Origin of the sequence: Nonomuraea sp. H19 (assembly GCF_052068215.1) — a bacterium.
Lineage (GTDB): Bacteria > Actinomycetota > Actinomycetes > Streptosporangiales > Streptosporangiaceae > Nonomuraea.
On record NZ_JBQHCV010000032.1, the window covers coordinates 62579 to 80156 of the forward strand.

Below are 17578 nucleotides of genomic sequence, written 5' to 3' on the forward strand. Positions count from 1 at the left end.
TTGCGGATTTTGCTGACCGGGCACCAGGGCTATCTGGGCACCGTGATGGCCCCTGTGCTGTCCGCCGCGGGGCATGAGGTGATCGGCCTGGACTCGGGCCTGTTCGCCGACTGCGTGCTCGGACCCCAGCCGGACGACCCGCCGGGCCACGCTGTTGACCTGCGGGACGTGCCGGCCGCGGCGCTCGAAGGCGTCGACGCCGTGGCGCACCTGGCCGCGCTGTCGAACGATCCGCTCGGGTCGCTCGCGCCGGAGCTGACCTACGACATCAACCATCACGCCTCGGTGCGGCTGGCCAAGCTGGCCAAGGATGCCGGGGTACGCAGGTTCGTCTACGCCTCCACCTGCTCGGTCTACGGCGCCTCCGGGGGCGATGACCTGGTGAACGAGGACGCGCCGCTGCGGCCGGTGACGCCGTACGCGGAGTCGAAGGTCAGGGTCGAGGACGACCTGGTGGAGCTGGCGGGCGACGACTTCACGCCGGTGTTCATGCGGAACGCGACCGCCTTCGGGTTCTCGCCGCGGCTGCGGGCCGACATCGTGCTGAACAACCTGGTGGGGCACGCCGTGATGACGGGCGAGGTGCGGGTGCTGTCCGATGGGACCCCCTGGCGGCCGCTGGTGCACGCGCTGGACATCGCCGAGGCGTTCCTGCGGGTCATCGAGGCGCCGCGTGAGCCGGTGCACGCGAAGGCGTTCAACGTGGGGACCGAGGGCAACAACGTGACCGTGGCGGAGATCGCCGACGAGGTGGTGGCGGCCGTGCCCGGGTCCACGTTGCTGATCACTGGCGAGACCGGCAGTGACCCGCGGTCCTACCGGGTGGACTTCTCGCGCATCCGCCAGGCGCTGCCCGGCTATGACGCCAGGTGGACGGTCAAGGCGGGGGCGGACGAGCTGGCGGAGGCGTACCGGGCCTATGGGCTGACCAGGCACGACTTCGAGCGGCGCTTCACCCGGCTGGCTCGGCTGGCGGACCGGCGGGAGGCGGGGGCGATCGACCCCGGGCTGCGGCCATGACGGGGGAGGAGATGCACGCTCTCGTCGAGCGGCTGTATCCGATCTGCCGGAGCATCACCGGTGACGGCGTGCGGCGCACGCTGGAGATCATCGGCGAGCACCTGCCGCTGACCGTCACCGAGGTGCCGACCGGGACGGAGGTGCTCGACTGGAACGTGCCGAAGGAGTGGAACATCCACGACGCCTACGTCAAGGACCCCTCCGGGCGGCGGGTGATCGACTTCCAGGAGTCGAACCTGCACGTGGTGGGCTACAGCGTGCCGGTGTCGGGGACGTACACGCTGGAGGAGCTGCGGCCGCGGCTGCACACGCTGCCCGAGCAGCCGGACCTGATCCCCTACCGGACCAGCTACTACGCCGAGACGTGGGGGTTCTGCCTCAGCCGGCGCGTGCTGGACGGGCTCGGCGAGGGGCCCTACGAGGTGCTCATCGACTCCACGCTGGAGGACGGCTCGCTGACCATCGCCGAGCACGTGGTGCCCGGGCGGCTGGCCGACGAGGTGGTCATCTCGTGCCACGTGTGCCATCCGTCGCTGGCCAACGACAACCTCGCGGGCATCGCGGTGGCCGTGACGCTGGCGCTGAGGCTGGTCGAGCCCCGGTACACCTACCGGTTCCTGTTCGTGCCGGGCACGATCGGGGCGATCACCTGGCTGGCGCTCAACAGGGAACGCGTCCACCTGATCGCGGCCGGGCTCACGCTGGCGTGCGCGGGGGATCCGGGGGCGCTGACGTACAAGCGGAGCCGGCGCGGAGACGCGGAGATCGACCGGGCCGTGGAGCAGGTCCTCAAAGACCGGCCGCACACGGTGCTGGACTTCTCGCCGTACGGATACGACGAGCGGCAGTTCTGCTCGCCCGGGTTCAACCTGCCGTTCGGCAGCCTGACCAGAACGCCGTACGCCGGATACCCGGAATATCACACCTCGGGGGACAACCCGGGCTTTGTCACGCCGGCCGCCATGGCGGCCACGCTGGACGCGTTGTGGCAGGTCGTCGAGGTGCTGGAGGGCAACCGCAGCTATCTCAACCTGAGCCCGTACGGCGAGCCGCAGCTCGGCCGGCGCGGCCTCTACGGATCTCTCGGCGGGAGGAGTGACACGAAACAGGCCCAGATGGCGATGTTATGGGTGTTGAACCTGTCCGACGGGGAGCACAGCCTGCTCGACATCGCCATCCGAGCCGAGCTGCCCTTCGCCGCGGTGAAAGGGGCGGCCCAGGCTCTGCTGGAAGCCGGACTGGTCAAGGAGATGGCGTGATGGACCTCAGGGTCGGAGATGTGGTGGAAGTGCGGGGGCAAGCCGAGATCCTGGCCACGCTCGATGAGCGGGGCGAGCTCGACGGGCTGCCCTTCATGCCCGAGATGGCGGCCTACTGCGGCCGGCGTCTCACCGTTCACAAGATCGCGCACAAACTCTGCGACACGCAGACCCGCACCGGGCTCCGCAAGATGGAGCGCGCCGTGCACCTGACCGGCGCGCGCTGCGACGGGTCGGCGCACGGCGGCTGCCAGACGGCCTGCTCGATGTACTGGAAGGAAGCCTGGCTCAAACGCGCCGACGCGGACCCGGCGCCCGCCGCCCCCGACCCCCGGCTGCTGCCGCTCCTGGAGATCAACACCCGGCGGCCACCCGGGGACGACGGCGTGGAACGGTACTCCTGCCAGGGCACCGAGCTGCTGCGGGCCGCGCCGACGTGCCTGCCGGTCAGGAGCATGGGGCAGTACGTCGACGACGTGCGCAGTGGCAACGCGGGTGTGCTCCGCACCCTGCACGCCCTGCTCATCGGGGTCTTCAACCGCCTCCAGGAGGTCAGCAAGCGGGTTCTGCCCCCACGGCTGCGGTTCAAGGAGGGCAGACGCTGGGGATTCCTCAAGCCGGCGCTGCGCGGCAAGACCCCGACCGAGGTGCTCGACCTGAAGCCCGGCGAGCTCGTGCGCGTGCGGTCGCAGGCCGACATCCTGGCCACGCTCAACGAGCACATGCACAATCGCGGCCTCGGCTTCGAGGAGGAGATGGCCTCCTACTGCGGCACGGTCACCCGCGTCCAGGCACGGATCGACCGGTGCATCGACGAGCGCACCGGCCGCATGCTCACGATGAAGACGCCCTGCGTCACGTTGGAGGACGTGGTGTGCAAGGGGTTGTACAGCCTCAACTGCCCGCGCGAGTTCGTGCCCTTCTGGCGCGAGATCTGGCTCGAACGCGTCACCACGTAACAGAGAAAAGGAACGAATGGAAGAGACACAGCGCGTCGACGAGATCGGGGCACAGGCGGGTCGTGGATTGCGCTGGAGCCTGCTCGGCAACCTCGTCACCCGGGCGGGCTCGTTCGCCATGGGGCTGGTCCTGGCAAGGGTGCTGGCGCCCGACGACTTCGGCACGTACGCGGTGGCGCTGGCGGCGACGCAGATCGTCATGCACATCAAGGACGTGGGCATCCAGGCGGCGACCATCCACTGGCGCGGGCGCCTGGAGGACATGGCGCCCACGGCGACCGTGCTCAGCTTCGTCGTCACCACCAGCGTGTACGGCGCCTTCTGGCTGTTCGCTCCCGTCTTCGCACGGATGTCCGGCAACGAGGAGGCCACCGGCGTGGTGCGGCTCCTCACGTCGATCATCCTCATCGAGGCCTTCACCGCCGTGCGCAGCGCGGCCCTCCTGCGCAGGTTCCAGCAGGACAAACTGACGCTGGCCATCATGATCGGCTTCGTGGCGAACGCGTCGGTGGCCATCACGCTGGCGTTGACCGGCGCGGGCGCGTACTCCTTCGCATGGGGCCAGGTCACCGCGTCGGTGATCACCGGTGTGCTGATCTTCTTCTGGGGCTGGGTGCCGATCAGGATCGGGCTGAACCGGGAGATCGCCGGCAAGCTGCTGAAGTTCGGCATCCCGTCGGCCGTCGGGTTCGGGCTCGAGGCCATCCTGGTGAACTCCGACTACGTCGTGGTGGGGGACGTGCTCGGCGCCGAGCAGCTCGGCTACTACCTGCTGGCGTTCAACGTGTCGAGCTGGGTGCCCGGGATCATCGGCACCGCGCTGCGCTACGTGTCCTTACCGAGCTTCTCCCGCCTGGCCGAGGACCCCGCCGCGCTGTCGGAGGGCGTGCGCAGGTCGGTCCCCGTGATGGTGGCGTTCGTGCTGCCGCCCGCGCTGGTGATGGCCATCCTGGCGCACCCGCTGATCACCTTCCTGTACGGCGAGCGGTGGGACTTCTCCGCCGGCGTGCTGCGCTGGCTCGCGGTCCTGATGGTGGTCAGGATGCTCATCTCGTACCTGGCCGTGGACATCCTGACCGGGCTCGGTGCCACCAAGACCACCGTCTGGCTGAACCTCGGCTGGGCCGTCGTCCTGCTGCCGTCTCTGGTGGCCGGGGCGCACATCGGCGGCATCCGCGGCGCCGCCATCGCGCACGCGGTGGTCGCGGTGTTCGTCGCGGTCCCCATGGCGCTGGTCATCCTGCACCGGGTGGGGGTGCGGCTCGCGCCCTCGCTGCCCGACCTGGTACGTCCGGCCGTCGGCGCGGTCGTCGCCGGGGCCGTGATGCTCGGCTTGGAACGGCTGACCGGCTCGGGGCCCGCGCTCGTCCAGCTCGTCGTCGCCGGCGGGGCCGGGACGCTGGTCTTCGTCATGATCGTGGTGCCGAACGCGGTGCTGAAGAAGCTCGTCAGAAGGAGCGCTTGATGGCATTCGCCGACACGCTGGTCTCCGTGGGGCTGCCCGTCTACAACGGGGCCGACCGCGTCGAGAAAGTGATCTCTTCGGTGCTGGCCCAGGATCACGCGAACATCGAGCTGGTCATCTGCGACAACGCCTCGACCGACCGTACCGAGGAGGTCTGCCGCGACTGGGCCGCGACCGACAGCCGGATCGTCTACCACCGGCAGCCGGTCAACATCGGGCAGATTCCCAACTTCAGCGACGCCATCCGACGGGCGCGGGGCGAGTTCTACCGATGGGCCGGCGACGACAACTGGCTGGCGCCGACGTACGTCTCCCGCTGCCTGGAGGTCTTCGCCGCCGACGAGCGGCTGCTGCTGGTCACCACCCAGCAGGCCTACACCGGCCCTGACGGCTCGACGCGGACGGCGCCGTACACCGGGACCGGTTACCTCGCCGACGACCCCGTGGACCGCTTCGCGGAGTCCCTGAGGATGCTCAACGAGGACCCGTTCGCCATGGACCCCCTATACGCCCTCATGCGGCGCGAGCGGATCATGCGGGTCGACCGGGGGCGGGTCATGCTGCGCGAGGACGAGATCTTCGCCGCGCGGATGGCGCTGGCCGGGCCGTGGGGCCACGTGCCCGAGATCCTCGCCGGCCGCGACTGGGAGGTGCAGCACCTGGCCGACATCGCCCGCAAGATCGGCGCGCCCGCCTGGCACGTCCGCGTCGCCACGCTGCTGCAGTGCGCGGAGTTGCTGCGTGCGCTCGGCGAGGTCGAGCTGACCGCCGCGCAGCGCAGGAGGGGACGCGCGATCGTGGCCCGGATGTATCTCCGCAGACACGGTGTGACCGCCGCCCGGCGGGGGCGCAAGCTCATGAGCTTGGCAGCGCTGCGGTCCCCACGATAGCCGTGTAACGAAGGGACCGAAATTGGCGAGTACGGATTGATCGGGGGGATCAGAAAGGAAATCCGTACATGCTGACCACCGTCTATTCCAATAGCCGTGTGGACGACGAGACGCGCAGGGGGCTGATCTTCCAAGGTCAGGTCTTCGTCTACTCGGCGTCGCCGGCGTCCAGTGAGCTGATCGCCTTCGCCCAAGAGATGATCGCGGAGGCGTTCGGCCCGCTCGATCCGGAGACCGCCCAGTTCGACATGCCCGTCGAGGAGTACACGCGGCTGCTCGCCGACCTCAAGCCGGCGTTCATCCACCATCCGCGGTGCCGGGAGCTGCTGCCCGCGGTGTTCGAGGACTTCGGTTACGACCTCGCCAAGACCTACTACGACGTGCCGCGACTGCGTACCTCCACGTCGGATGACTACCTCACGTCGGGCATCTCGTACGCCTACCATCCGCACAGGGACTGCTGGTACTCCGCGCCGTTCAGCCAGATCAACTGGTGGATCCCGGTGTACGAGGTGGCACGCGAGAACGTGATGGCCTTCCACCCCCGCTATTTCGACAATCCGGTGCGCAACGGCAGCGGTCGCTACGACTATGCGGTCTGGAGCAGTGTGGACCGTCCCAACGCTCCCAAGCACATCTACAGCGACACCCGGGAGCAGCCCAAGCCGGAGGAGTCGATCGAGCTCGAGCCCCAGGTGCGGATCGTTCCAGAGCCCGGCGGCGTCATCATGTTCTCCGGCGCCCAGTTGCACTCCACCGTCCCGAACACCTCGGGCCGGACCCGGTTCAGCATCGACTTCCGGACCGTGCACATCGACGACGTACGGGCCCGCAGGGGCGCGCCCAACGTCGACGCGTCCTGCCTCGGCACGACTCTGCGTGACTTCAGGCGGGCCACCGACCTCGACGGCATGCCGGAGGAACTGGCCCTGGCCTTCGAGAGCGAGGCCAGGACCCTGGCCCACCAGGACGGCTAGGCCGCCCGCGGTCGCGACAACCGGTCCCGCACCGCCGCGCGCAGTGCGGGGCCGCTGCGGTAGCGCTGGAACGGCAGCTCGAACACCGCCGCGAACGCCCTGGCGAACAGCACCGACACCGGTACGGCGACCGCCAGCAGCACCAAGAACCTGGTCACACCGGCCTCCAGACGCGGGGCGACGAGGAAGTGGTTCACGGCGACCACGATCGGCGCGTGGACCAGGTAGAGGCTGTAGGAGAAGGAGCCCAGCGAGCGGACCGGCCCGGTGTCGAGCAGGCGCACCAGCGGTCGCGGCCGCCCGGTCGCGACGGCCGCGAGCAGCAGCCCGGCGGCGGGCGCGAGCGCGAGGTCGATCCAGAAGAAGTTGGCCACCGCCCAGGTGGAGCCCTGGACGGCGATCACGATGAGCACCGGCACGACCGCGATGGCCGCCGCCCAGTGCAAGGGCGCGCGGACCGGGGCGCGGACCACGCCCGCCGCCAGCACGCCCACCGCGAACAGCACCGCGAACTGCGGAGTCAGCCGCATCAGCGTCGCCACCGCGGGCACGTAGGCCGCCAGCACCCCCACCGCCGCGACCACGACGGTGACCGCCGCCACCATCGCCATCGGACCCAGCCGCCGCACGACCAGCAGCAGGAGCGGGAAGACGAAGTAGAGCTGCGCCTCGATGGCGATCGACCAGAACGCCCCGTTGGGGCTGGGCGAGCCGAACACGTCCTGCAGCAGCAGCCCGTACACGACCACGGTCTTGCCGGTGGGCACGGGCTGGCCGGGCTGCGGCACCAGGAGCCACGCGACCGCGAGGCTGAACGCCAGCGCCGCCCAGTACGGCGGCAGGATGCGCCAGGCGCGGCGGCGGGCGAAGCGGCGCAGCCCGTTCAGCCGCCAGTCCGCGCGGGCGGGAGAGACCGCCAGGGAGAATCCCGACAAGGCGATGAAGACGACGACGGCGAAGTGGCCGTACAGCAGCCAGCCCGCCCACCCGGGACCCGTGTCGGCGGGGAACCCGGGAAAGGACAGCAGCCAGCAGTGGTGCAGCACCACGAAGAGCGCGGCCAGGCCGCGGATCCCGTCGAGCCCGCCCAGCCGGGCGCCGGGCGCCGCATCCGGCCCTGAGCCTGTCGCTGCGCCGGCAGCCCTCACCGAGTCCATCCCCCACCCCCGCCCGGGGCCGGACATCGGCCACCGGGGATATATCGGGGCAGACCGGTCTCGCGTAACAGGTCATGTAACGTGCGGATCGAAAAGGGCGATGTCCTGATTGGAACGGTTTCGGGGGATGCTGAACGCCCCGTTGCTTTGAGTATCGGGCTGGGGATATATGGAATTCTGGAAGGCCATTATGGGCCTTGCCCGTCAGAAGTTCATCGGCATCCCGGTGGCCGTTTTAGCCGTGGCGTTGGCGTGTGCCGGATATTTCGTCCTACCTGAGCGCTACGTGGCCAGCGTCTCCATGGTCCTGGTCACGCCGTCGGGCGGCGGCTCCGTGGACCGCAGCAAACCCGTGGCGCAGACGAACCCGCTGTTGCAGTTCACCGACGACCTGCGGACCACCGCCAGCATCCTGATCCTGGCGATGAACACCACCGATGTGTTCAAGTCCGTCGGCGTCACCGAGGACGGGCCCACCGAGCTCACCATCGACGACGGGCGCAGCAATCCGACGCTGCTGGGCGTCGGCACCACCGGCCCCTTCGTCTACGTCCAGGTGGACAGCGACTCGCCGGCCACGGCGACCAAGGTGCTGGAGGCGGTCCAGGAACGGCTCGAACAGGAGCTGGAGGACCGCCAGAACGAGCTCAAGGCGCATCCCATCACGTTCGTGCAGCTCCAGGACGTCGTGCGGCTCAGCCCTGAGGCGGACACGTCGGCGAAGCTGCAGGGCGCCGTCGGTGGCGCGCTGCTCGGCCTGCTGATCGGCTTCGGCGCGGCGTACGCGGTCGTCCGCCGGAAGCTGACCATGCCCGCGCGCCTGCAGGGGCTGGCGAAGGCGGCGCCGGAGCCCGAGGAGCCGCCGGTCGCCTCCATGGTGGCGGAGCCCGAGCCGGAAGAGACCGCGCCCGAGCCTGAGAAAGAGGACGTCAAGTCCACGCAGGACTTCCGCCTGGTGAGCAAGGCGGACGGCAACGGAAAGGGACCGGCCCCCGTCGACCTGGACGAGACCGGCCCCATCGACATCGTGCGGGGCAATCAGAACTGACCGCCCGCCGCTACTTGCGTCGCGACGCGAGGTCCACCAGCGCGGGCGGCACCCACCGTTTGGCCGTCTGCCGGAAGTTGCTCTTCCACTCCTCGCCCGGACGCTGCTTGAACTTGGTGTCGTGCTCGTCGAGCACCTCGTCGGCGGGCCGGCCGTTGGTGTAGTAGTACAGCGCCATCGACCGGCGAGCGCGATCGTCGGGGCAGGTCAGCGGCTCAGGGTGGCCGTGGTTCGCGTCGTCCGTGGTGGCGAAGAGCACGAACCGGTTGAACACCGGCAGGATCTTGTGCTCACACCGGGTCATGTTCTTGTTCCACAGCTGCAGGTGCCCGCCGTACGACTCCTCCCAGTCCTTGTTGAGGTAGAGCAGGCCGTTCAGCCGGCGGTCGAGGTTGAGCCTGCGGTGGCGGTTGAAGTCGACGTGCACCTTCAGAAAGCCGCCCGGCTTGATCTGGTGCAGGCCGCCGCCGTCGTAATGCGGGTCGGACACGAGGTGCTCGATGCCGGTGAGCCGTTCCAGGAAGTCGACGAAGACCTGGCCGTTGAACTCGGATAGCAGGTGCCGGGTCGCTGGGCCCATCCGCTCGGTGTCGGCGAGCGCGAGCTTGATCTCCTTGGCGTTGTCGAACCGCTGCCACTCGACGTCCCTGGGCTCAGGGAACTCGGCGAGCACCGGCTCCAGGACCTCGGGCGGCAGGAAGTCGTCGATCACGACGTGCCTGAAGGGACTGGCCTTGAGGAAGCTCTCTCGCAGGCTGTCGGCCAGCGGGAGGAGCTCGTCGCGGCTGAAAGTGAAGCTCTGCGCTTGTGTCGATGACATTCCCACCCCTTGAAATGGACGCGAATACCCCGGGACTGAAATCGCGATATGCGGTGATCTCGTTACAAATTTCCTGGTAACGCGGGGTACCCGGATGGCCGATGATCCTGGGGAGGCCCGTATTCTCCAGCTCAGGAAGGAAGCGTCTTGGACTTCTGGGGGACAGTCCTGGTCGTGATCCGGCGATGGTATGTCACCATCCCCGCGTTCCTGCTGGCCTTGGGCGCGTCGTTCGCGGTCTACACCACGATCCCGACCATCTACCAGTCGAACGCGGTGCTCGTGCTGACCGTGCCGGTCTCGGGTGGGAGCGTTCCAGTGGACCCCGAATACCCGAATCCGCGGACCAACCCGCTGCTCAACTACAACGGCGCGCTCAACGTCGCGGCCTCGATCCTGCTGCAGGCGCTCAGCGCGCCGGAGACCGCGGCCCGGCTCGGGGCGCCGCCGGGCGGCAAGACGACGTACGCCGTCCACAACGGCAGCCCCAACCCCGAACTGCTGGCCAACGGCCCCTTCGTGATCATCGACGTCAAGAGTCCCTCGGCGGAGACCGCCCACGCGCTCGTCACCAAGCTGGTCCAGGAGGCCAAGACGGAGCTGGCGGCCCGCCAGCGCACCCTCCAGGCGCCGCCGAGCACGTACATCGCGCTGACGGAGATGGTGCCGCCGACCTCTCCGCAGGAGCAGCGCGGCGGCAAGAGCCGCTCGGCCGCCGCGGTGCTGGTCCTCGGCCTGTTCGCCAGCCTCACCGCGGGATTCGCCGCGGAGAGCGTCGCTGCGGCGCTGCGCCGCAGGCGGCCGGCCGAGCCCGCCGAACCCGCCGTGCGGAACGAGTCGCTGGCGCTGCGCTCATGAGCGCGCCCGCCCTGCCCGCGACGCCCGTGGCGGCCCGGCCGTACCCGGCCGACGGCGCGACCCTGGGCGTCGTGTTCGCGGTGGTCCTCATGATCGTCCCGGCCCGCCTGGTCTTCCGCGGGTTGTCGTTCGCCATCACGCCGGCCGAAGCCGTGGGGCTGTTCGCCCTGGTGTGGTGGCTCTGCGCGCACTTCACCAACACGCTGGGCGCGGCCAAGGGCCGCACGCTCGTCCGCAGCGCGGTGTTCGTCTACGTCGCCTCGCTGGTGGCCACGTACGCCTACTCGACGGCCGGAAATCTGCCCAGGGACGAGCTCGATCTCTCCGACCACATGCTCGTGACCGCGCTCGCGATGATCGGCGTCGTGCTGCTGGTCGTGGACGGCGTGCGCGGCAGGGTGAGGCTCGACGTGATGCTGAAGGCCGTCGCCGTGATGGGGGCGGTCCTCGGCGTGATCGGCGCGGTGCAGTTCCTGCTGAAGTTCGACCCGACCCAGTACATGGTGCTGCCGGGCCTGCGCTTCACCCAGGAGGAGCTGTTCATCCTGGAACGCAACGGGCTGAGCAGGGTGGCGGCCACCACCGGGCATCCCATCGAGTTCGCGGTCATGTGCGCGATGATCCTGCCGATCGCGCTTCACTTCGCCTTCCGGGCCCGCGAGCAGGGCAAGCCGTCCCTGCCATGGTGGCTGTGCGCGGGCCTGATCGCGGCCGGGATGGTCTTTTCCGTCTCGCGCTCGGCCTTCATCGGCCTGGCGGGCGCGGCCGCGGTGCTGCTGATCGGCTGGCCGCGGGTGCGGCGGCTGCTCGCGCTCGGGGCGATGCTGCTGTTCCTGGGGGCGGTGAAGGTGGTGGTGCCCGGCGTGCTCGGGGCCATCGTCGACCTGTTCACCAACCTCTCCACGGACTCGAGTCTGCGCTGGCGGACCATGGACTACGCCGCCGCCGTCACCGAGATCGCCAAGCACCCCTGGCTGGGGCGCGGTCTCGGCACCTGGTACGCCCCCAAATACCTGGTCTTCGACAACCAGTACATCCTCACGACCGTCGAGACTGGGATCATCGGCCTGCTGGCCTTCGTCGGCCTGTTCGCGGCCGGGATCGCGTCAGCGCTGCGCGCCAGGCGCCTGCTCTCCGACCCCGTCGACCGCGACCTCGGACTGACCCTGGCGGCCTGCCTGGTGGTGCCGCTCATCGGCGCGGCCACCTTCGACCTGCGCTCGTACGCCGTGATCACCGGCCTGTCGTTCCTCCTGGTCGGAGCGGCGGGCGCGCTGCTGCGGGAGGCGAGGGAGTGCCGCCGCCTGGAGGAGCTCAGCCGAGCAGCCGCGGCTGCGCTTCCTTCCACGATCCGGCCGAAAGATCCCGTGAGCTGATCGCCGTCACCGGCAGCGGCCAGGCGATGGCGAGGTCCGGGTCGTCATACCGTACGGAGATGTCCTCGGCCGGGTCGTGCTCCCGGTCGATCCGGTAGCAGATGTCGGCCTGCTCGGTGAGCGCCTGGAAGCCGTGCAGGAAGCCCGCCGGCACATACAGGCAGGCGAACGTCTCGTCGTCGAGCACCACGCTCATGCTCTGGCCGTACGTCGGCGAGGTGGGGCGGGCGTCCACCAGCACGTCGTGGATCGCGCCCCGGGCGCACCTGACCAGCTTGGCCTCGCCCCGCCCGGTACGCCCGTGCAGCGCCCTGATCGTGCCCAGGCGCGAGCGGGACTGGCTGTCCTGGATGAACGCGGCCGGGTCGAGACCGTGCTCCTTCGCCACGGCCGCGTCGAACGTCCGGGTGAACAGTCCCCGGTCGTCGTGATGCGGGGTGGGCACGAAGAGAAGGACACCGTCGAAGGCGCCGCGCTCCACTCTCATGCCCCCATCCTCATGGCTGCGCCGTATTTACTGCCAGACCCACGCGTAACGGAATTCTCTGGAATGCCGATGATCCAGTGAAAGGTCGGGATGTGGCTCGGCCGGGAGAAGGAGCGAGGACATTCCGGCGGATCCTTTCACGGCGACCAGTCCTCCTGCGCGGGTACGCGTGGGAGCGATCCATGTCATGGTCATCGCCGAGGCGGGGGTGGCCGACCACGTCTCCCGGGCCTGGGCCGGCGGCAGCGGCGGCGCGATCGTCACCGCGAACGTGGACATCGTCAGAGCAGCCACCCGCGACCCCGCGCTGGCCGAGCTCGTCGGCCGGTCGGAGCTGGTCGTCGCCGACGGCATGCCCGTGGTGTGGGCGGGCCGCCTGGCAGGTGCGGCGATCCCGGAACGGGTGACCGGCGCCTCGCTTGTCTACTCCCTGTCCGAGCGCGCAGCGCGCGACGGGCGGTCGGTCTATCTGCTGGGCGGCGATCCCGGCGTGCCGGAGGCGGCTGCCGCGGCGCTTTTGGAACGTTACCCGGCGCTGCGGATCGCCGGCGCGTACTCCCCGCCGTACGGCTTCGACGCCGATCCGCAGGCCCGGCGCGACGTCACCGAGCGCGTGCGCGCGGCCCGCCCCGACCTCGTGCTCGTCGGACTGGGCTTCCCCAAGCAGGAACGGATCATCCTGGACCTGCGCGCGCAGCTGCCCGCCGCCTGGTTCCTCGGCTGCGGCGCCGGAATCCCGATGGCCGCCGGGCAGTTCCGCCGCGCCCCCGAGTTCCTGCAGCGCAGCGGCGGCGAGTGGCTGCACCGGCTCGCGCTGGAACCGCGCCGCCTGGTCCGCCGCTACCTGCTCGACGACGCGCCCTTCGCCGTGCGCCTGCTGACCGGCGCGCTCCGTGTCCGCCTCCTGGGAAGGTGAGCATGCTGGCGATAGTGATCGTCACGTACTTCAGCGAGCAGATCGTCGGCGACTGCCTGCGTTCGCTGCCCGCCGCGGGAGCGGGGGACGCGCGGGTGCTCGTGGTGGACAACGGCTCGGCGGACGCGACGCTCGACCGGGCCCGCGAGGCGATGCCCGGCGTCGAGGTGATCCGCATGGGCCGCAACGCGGGGTTCGCCGCCGGGGTGAACGCTGGTGTGTCCGCCGCGCCCGGCTGTGACGTGCTGGTGCTGAACCCGGACATCCGGCTGGCCGCCGGCTCTATCCCGGTTCTGCGCGAGGCGCTGGCCGTGACCGGCACCGGGATCGCGGTGCCGCGGCTGACCAGTGACGACGGCAGCCCGCACGTCTCACTCCGCAGGCGGCCCACCGTGCTGCGGGCGCTCGGCGAGGCCCTGCTCGGCGGCTACCGGGCCGGGCGCGTCCCGGCGCTGGGCGAGCTCGTCGTGGGGGCGGAGGCGTACGAGCGGCCGGGGACCGCCGACTGGGCGACCGGCGCGGCCTGGCTCGCCTCCCGCGCCTGTCTGGACGCGCTCGGCCCGCTCGACGAGCGGTATTTCCTGTACTCGGAGGAGACCGAGTACATGCTCCGCGCCGGAGACCGCGGCTTCGCCGTCCGCTACGAGCCGCGGGCGCAGGCCGTGCACCTCGGCGGCGAGCAGGCGACCTCCAGCTTCTTGTGGGCGCTGGCCACGGCCAACCGGGTCAGGTTGCACCGCGAGCGGCATGGGAGACTCGCGGCGCTCGGCATGCGCGGCGCGGTGCTGCTCAACGAGGCGTCGCGCGCCATCGCCAGGGGCCGTACGGGCGGCCGCAAACACCGGGCCGCGCTACGCGCACTGATCGCCATGCCCGAATGGCCGGCCGGGCCCGAGCGGCCCACGCCGCCCGGCTATGTCTGCTTCTCGGCCCAGGACTGGTGGTACCACAACCAGGCCCACTCCGACTTCCAGCTCATGCGCTCGATCGCCGCGCATCGCAAGGTGCTCGTGGTCAACAGCATCGGCATGCGCATGCCGACACCGGGCACGTCGACCCAGGTCACCCGGCGCATCCTGCGCAAGCTCCGCAGCGTCGCCAAGTTCGTCCGCCGGCCGCTGCCCGGCTTCCACGTGATGTCGCCGCTGCCCCTGCCGTTCTACGGCTCGCCCCTGCTGCGCCGCCTGAACGCGGTGCTGGTCCGGGCCCAGGTCCGGGTGGTGTGCCGGGCGCTGGGGCTACGCCGGCCGGTGTTCGTGGTGACCCTCCCCACGGCGTGGGACGTGGTACGGCCGATGGCCAGGCGGTCGCTGGTGTACAACCGCTCGGACCGGCATTCGGCGTTCCCCGAGGCCGACACGGCCACCATCGAGACGCTGGAGCGAGAGCTGCTCGCCCGTGCCGACCGCGTCGTCTACGTCAGCAGGGCGCTGATGGACGAGGAACGGCCGATCACCGGCGAGCGGGCGCACTTCCTCGACCACGGCGTGGACATCGACCACTTCACCAGGACCGCGGACCTGCCCGCCGACATGGCCGCCGTCCCGGGGCCCCGCGTGGGCTTCTTCGGCGCCCTGGACGAGTTCGTGGTCGACGTCGATCTGCTCGAACGCGTCGCGGCCGAGCTGCCGCAGGCCTCCCTGGTGCTCATCGGGGACGCGACCGTGCCCATGGAACGGCTGACCCGGTATCCCAACGTGCACTGGTTCGGCTTCCTGCCGTACGAGCGGATCCCCGTGTACGCCTCCGGCTTCGACGTGGCGATCATGCCATGGCAGGACAACGCGTGGATCCGCCACGCGAACCCCATCAAGCTCAAGGAATATCTGGCTCTGGGCCTGCCGATCGTCAGCACGGACTTCCCGGAGCTGGCCCATTATCGTGACCGGGTGAGCATCGCGGCCGATCCCGACCGGTTCGTCGAGGCGGTCAAGGCCGCGCTGTCCGAGGGTGGCCGGCGACCGGCGGCCGAGCTGCGGGCGTCCGTGCTGGACATGTCCTGGTCTTCGCGAGCACGCGAGCTCATGGAGCTGGCGGAGGGAGAGCGCTGATGCGGGCGACCCGCCCGATCCTCGTCGTGGCGGTCATCGCCGTCGCGGCGGCCCTGGTGTGGGCGGTCGTGGGCATGTCCCAGGGCCAGACCGGCGCCCCGCAGGCGTCGCCCGGTGGCACCGGCTCCGCCCCGCCGGAGGTCGCCGGGCTTCCACGCGTCCCCTGGGAGGGCGGCCCCGCCTATTACGACCGCTTCGCGGCCACCAAGGCCGCCGGATGGACGAACCCCTCGTTCTTCCCCGTGGGCGTCTGGTACGAGTCGGTCACCAGCCAGGGCGACGTGGACAAGGACCGCGAGGCCGGCATCAACACCTACGTCGAGCTGACCGAGTCCACCGACATGGCGCTGATCAGGAACAACGGCATGTTCGCCATCCCCAGCAAGCCGCTGAGCGGCTACGGCCAGGAGACCGTGGCCTGGCTGATCACCGACGAGGCCGACATGTGGGCCGGCCCCGGAGACGACGGCTGGACCGGCAACTTCCCCGGCCAGGGCCCCCTGTGCATTCCGGACGACCCGCACAAGGAACGCTGCGGCTACACCGTCATGAAGACGCTCAAGGACCGCCTCCCCAAGGACGGCCGCCCGCACTACGCCAACTACGGCAAGGGCGTCATGATCTGGCAGAACGACCGGCAGGCCGGCCGGTTCGTCAACGACTACACCGACCTCGTGTCGCTGGACGTCTACTGGTACACCAGCTACTACGCCTGCCTGGACGGCCAGAACTCCCTGCGGATGGCGGCGGACCAGTGCCAGCGAGCGGCGAACTACGGCCTGCTCATCGACCGGCAGCGCAAGCTGGACGCCATGGACGGCAAGCGCCAGCCCATCTACGCCTTCGTCGAGGTGGGCCGCCCCGCCCCCGAGGACAAGCGCGGGATCGAAGCGGCCGAGGTCAAGGGCGCCGTCATGAACTCGCTGATCCACGAGGCCAGGGGCGTCATCTACTTCAACCACAGCTTCGGCGGCTCCTGCCAGAGCCAGCACGTCCTGCGCGACGCCTGCGGCACGAAGACCAGGCCCGCGGTCATCGAGGTGAACAAGCAGATCAAGCAGCTCGCCCCGGTGCTCAACACGCAGTCGCTGCAGTACGACTTCGGCGGCGACACGGACACGATGCTGAAGGCGCACGACGGCTTCTACTACCTGTTCGCGATGCCGTCGCGGACGGGGAAGCCGGGGTCGCGCACCTTCACGCTGCCCCGCGGACTGTCGCCCGGCCAGGTCGAGGTCCTCTTCGAGAACCGCCGCATCCCCGTCGACGGGTCAGGGCGGTTCACCGACACCTTCGAGGCCGAGCACTCCTACCACATCTACAAGATCCCGGCCTGACCCGCGTACCACGCGTGCGTGCGACGCAGCCCCTCCTCCAGCTCGATCCGCGGCCGCCAGCCGAGCAGTTCCAGCGCCGGCCCGGGGTCAGCCGTCTGCGGCACGTCGAGGGGCCGGTCGGGCGCGCTCCCGAAGGGCGGCGCGGCCTCGGCCCCGGCGATCCGGTAGAGCAGCTCCACCGCCTCTCGCACGGAGACCTTGGCCCCCGTCCCGACGTCGAACGCCTGCCCGGCCGCCCGCTCGCTCTCGGCGGCCAGCACGAAGGCCTCGACGACGTCGTCGATGTACACCCAGTCCACCAGCTTGGCCCCGCTGGTCAGCCGGGGCCGCTCGCCCCGCAGCAGGGACAGCGTCACGTACGGCACCAGCTTGGCGGTGTCCCGCTGGCCCGGGCCGTACACCATGGTCGGGCGCACGATCGTGTACGGCAGCCCCCAAAGCCGGTGGTACAGCTCGGCGTACCCGGACGCCGCCGCCTTGGCCATCGCGTACGGCGAGGGCGGCGGCGTGTGCCCGTTGCCCGGTCGCGGCTCCTCGCTCGACCCGGCCAGGATCACCCGGCACCCGGACTCGACCGCTGCGGTCAGCACGTTGACGGTGCTGGTGAGGTTGCTCTCCATCGTCGGCCGCACCACGGACACGTCCCTGGCCCCGTCGACCTCGCTGGCCAGGTGGAAGATGACGGCGGGCCGCACGGCGGCGACCAGTTCGCCGGTGGCGCCGGCTTCACGCAGGTCGATCCGATGGCCGTGGAGCTCGCCTCGCCGCCCGCTCTCGCCGTGGACCTCACGCGGACCCGGGCCAGAGCCGTGCCACCCCAGCGCGCCGCGGCTGGTGCCATGGACCTGCGCGCCCAGCTCGGCCAGCCGCACCGCCAGGCGCGCGCCGATGAACCCAGAGGCCCCCGTCACCAGGACCCGCCTGCCGGCCCACTCCACGAGCGCCCCTTTCCACGTGA

The 17578-nt window shown here is 70.3% G+C and carries 16 protein-coding genes; 12 read left to right on the forward strand and 4 right to left on the reverse strand.

Translation table 11 applies throughout. The annotated features are described in order from the left end of the window. From ACTMTI_RS47065 to ACTMTI_RS47090, 6 genes are all read left to right on the forward strand, one after another. Entirely contained in the window at nt 1-1020 is a 1020-nt protein-coding gene (locus ACTMTI_RS47065; RefSeq protein ID WP_441127379.1) for an NAD-dependent epimerase/dehydratase family protein, read from the forward strand. Further along, nucleotides 1017-2279: a DUF4910 domain-containing protein gene (locus tag ACTMTI_RS47070; protein WP_441127380.1), complete on the forward strand. Its 1263-nt coding sequence runs from the start codon at nt 1017-1019 to the stop codon at nt 2277-2279. Before ACTMTI_RS47065 ends, ACTMTI_RS47070 begins: the two co-directional genes overlap by 4 nt. Continuing rightward, nucleotides 2279-3238 (forward strand): hypothetical protein, encoded by a 960-nt coding sequence (locus ACTMTI_RS47075; protein WP_441127381.1) that lies wholly within the window; start codon nt 2279-2281, stop codon nt 3236-3238. Before ACTMTI_RS47070 ends, ACTMTI_RS47075 begins: the two co-directional genes overlap by 1 nt. 16 nt (nt 3239-3254) lie before the next feature. After that, nucleotides 3255-4703, forward strand: a complete 1449-nt coding sequence (locus ACTMTI_RS47080) for an oligosaccharide flippase family protein (protein WP_441127382.1) — start codon at nt 3255-3257, stop codon at nt 4701-4703. Continuing rightward, the gene (locus ACTMTI_RS47085; RefSeq protein WP_441127383.1) at nt 4703-5593 is read left to right on the forward strand and encodes a glycosyltransferase family 2 protein; all 891 of its coding nucleotides are present in this window, start codon (nt 4703-4705) and stop codon (nt 5591-5593) included. The genes ACTMTI_RS47080 and ACTMTI_RS47085 overlap by 1 nt, the downstream gene beginning before the upstream one ends. Before the next feature lie 68 nt (nt 5594-5661). Then, a complete protein-coding gene (locus tag ACTMTI_RS47090; protein WP_441127384.1) occupies nt 5662-6570 on the forward strand; it encodes a hypothetical protein in 909 nt (302 codons plus the stop codon). Here the strand turns inward: ACTMTI_RS47090 and ACTMTI_RS47095 are convergent. Further along, nucleotides 6567-7718 carry an acyltransferase family protein gene (locus tag ACTMTI_RS47095; RefSeq protein WP_441127385.1) on the reverse strand — a complete coding sequence of 384 codons (1152 nt, stop codon included), beginning with the start codon at nt 7716-7718 and terminating at the stop codon, nt 6567-6569. The two genes, ACTMTI_RS47090 and ACTMTI_RS47095, sit on opposite strands and share 4 nt — an antisense overlap. A gap of 199 nt (nt 7719-7917) precedes the next feature. On the opposite strand from ACTMTI_RS47095, the gene ACTMTI_RS47100 reads away from it, so the two are divergent. Then, nucleotides 7918-8775 carry a hypothetical protein gene (locus ACTMTI_RS47100; protein WP_441127386.1) on the forward strand — a complete coding sequence of 286 codons (858 nt, stop codon included), beginning with the start codon at nt 7918-7920 and terminating at the stop codon, nt 8773-8775. Between the two features lie 10 nt (nt 8776-8785). On the opposite strand, the gene ACTMTI_RS47105 is transcribed toward ACTMTI_RS47100, so the two are convergent. Next, nucleotides 8786-9595, reverse strand: coding sequence for a 2OG-Fe(II) oxygenase (locus ACTMTI_RS47105; protein ID WP_441127387.1), 810 nt, complete (start codon nt 9593-9595; stop codon nt 8786-8788). Between the two features lie 174 nt (nt 9596-9769). On the opposite strand from ACTMTI_RS47105, the gene ACTMTI_RS47110 reads away from it, so the two are divergent. Both ACTMTI_RS47110 and ACTMTI_RS47115 read left to right on the forward strand, forming a co-directional pair. Further along, a complete protein-coding gene (locus ACTMTI_RS47110; RefSeq protein WP_441127388.1) occupies nt 9770-10453 on the forward strand; it encodes a hypothetical protein in 684 nt (227 codons plus the stop codon). Then, complete coding sequence (locus ACTMTI_RS47115; RefSeq protein WP_441127389.1) at nt 10450-11829, forward strand: O-antigen ligase family protein; 1380 nt, start codon at nt 10450-10452, stop codon at nt 11827-11829. The genes ACTMTI_RS47110 and ACTMTI_RS47115 overlap by 4 nt, the downstream gene beginning before the upstream one ends. Here the strand turns inward: ACTMTI_RS47115 and ACTMTI_RS47120 are convergent. Further along, on the reverse strand, nt 11768-12316 hold the full coding sequence (locus tag ACTMTI_RS47120) for a dTDP-4-dehydrorhamnose 3,5-epimerase family protein (protein WP_441127390.1): 549 nt from the start codon (nt 12314-12316) through the stop codon (nt 11768-11770). The two genes, ACTMTI_RS47115 and ACTMTI_RS47120, sit on opposite strands and share 62 nt — an antisense overlap. 169 nt (nt 12317-12485) lie before the next feature. Between ACTMTI_RS47120 and ACTMTI_RS47125 the strand changes: the two genes are divergently transcribed. Genes ACTMTI_RS47125 through ACTMTI_RS47135 form a run of 3 tightly spaced genes read left to right on the forward strand, consistent with a single transcriptional unit; the run spans nt 12486 to nt 16620 of the window. Then, nucleotides 12486-13232 carry a WecB/TagA/CpsF family glycosyltransferase gene (locus ACTMTI_RS47125; protein ID WP_441127391.1) on the forward strand — a complete coding sequence of 249 codons (747 nt, stop codon included), beginning with the start codon at nt 12486-12488 and terminating at the stop codon, nt 13230-13232. A gap of 2 nt (nt 13233-13234) precedes the next feature. Continuing rightward, nucleotides 13235-15283, forward strand: coding sequence for a glycosyltransferase (locus tag ACTMTI_RS47130; protein WP_441127392.1), 2049 nt, complete (start codon nt 13235-13237; stop codon nt 15281-15283). Beyond that, nucleotides 15283-16620, forward strand: a complete 1338-nt coding sequence (locus ACTMTI_RS47135; RefSeq protein ID WP_441127393.1) for a hypothetical protein — start codon at nt 15283-15285, stop codon at nt 16618-16620. The genes ACTMTI_RS47130 and ACTMTI_RS47135 overlap by 1 nt, the downstream gene beginning before the upstream one ends. On the opposite strand, the gene ACTMTI_RS47140 is transcribed toward ACTMTI_RS47135, so the two are convergent. Next, a complete protein-coding gene (locus tag ACTMTI_RS47140; RefSeq protein WP_441127394.1) occupies nt 16602-17558 on the reverse strand; it encodes an NAD-dependent epimerase/dehydratase family protein in 957 nt (318 codons plus the stop codon). The genes ACTMTI_RS47135 and ACTMTI_RS47140 overlap by 19 nt on opposite strands. Nucleotides 17559-17578: the final 20 nt, after the last annotated feature.

What these genes read in the sequence shown, in the direction of transcription:
- ACTMTI_RS47070 (WP_441127380.1), top strand. Translation starts at nt 1,017, where the DNA reads ATGACGGGGGAGGAGATGCACGCTCTCGTCGAGCGGCTGTATCCGATC.
- ACTMTI_RS47075 (WP_441127381.1), top strand. Translation starts at nt 2,279, where the DNA reads ATGGACCTCAGGGTCGGAGATGTGGTGGAAGTGCGGGGGCAAGCCGAG.
- ACTMTI_RS47080 (WP_441127382.1), top strand. Translation starts at nt 3,255, where the DNA reads ATGGAAGAGACACAGCGCGTCGACGAGATCGGGGCACAGGCGGGTCGT.
- ACTMTI_RS47085 (WP_441127383.1), top strand. Translation starts at nt 4,703, where the DNA reads ATGGCATTCGCCGACACGCTGGTCTCCGTGGGGCTGCCCGTCTACAAC.
- ACTMTI_RS47090 (WP_441127384.1), top strand. Translation starts at nt 5,662, where the DNA reads ATGCTGACCACCGTCTATTCCAATAGCCGTGTGGACGACGAGACGCGC.
- ACTMTI_RS47100 (WP_441127386.1), top strand. Translation starts at nt 7,918, where the DNA reads ATGGGCCTTGCCCGTCAGAAGTTCATCGGCATCCCGGTGGCCGTTTTA.
- ACTMTI_RS47105 (WP_441127387.1), bottom strand. Translation starts at nt 9,595, where the DNA reads ATGTCATCGACACAAGCGCAGAGCTTCACTTTCAGCCGCGACGAGCTC.
- ACTMTI_RS47115 (WP_441127389.1), top strand. Translation starts at nt 10,450, where the DNA reads ATGAGCGCGCCCGCCCTGCCCGCGACGCCCGTGGCGGCCCGGCCGTAC.
- ACTMTI_RS47120 (WP_441127390.1), bottom strand. Translation starts at nt 12,316, where the DNA reads ATGAGAGTGGAGCGCGGCGCCTTCGACGGTGTCCTTCTCTTCGTGCCC.
- ACTMTI_RS47130 (WP_441127392.1), top strand. Translation starts at nt 13,235, where the DNA reads ATGCTGGCGATAGTGATCGTCACGTACTTCAGCGAGCAGATCGTCGGC.
- ACTMTI_RS47135 (WP_441127393.1), top strand. Translation starts at nt 15,283, where the DNA reads ATGCGGGCGACCCGCCCGATCCTCGTCGTGGCGGTCATCGCCGTCGCG.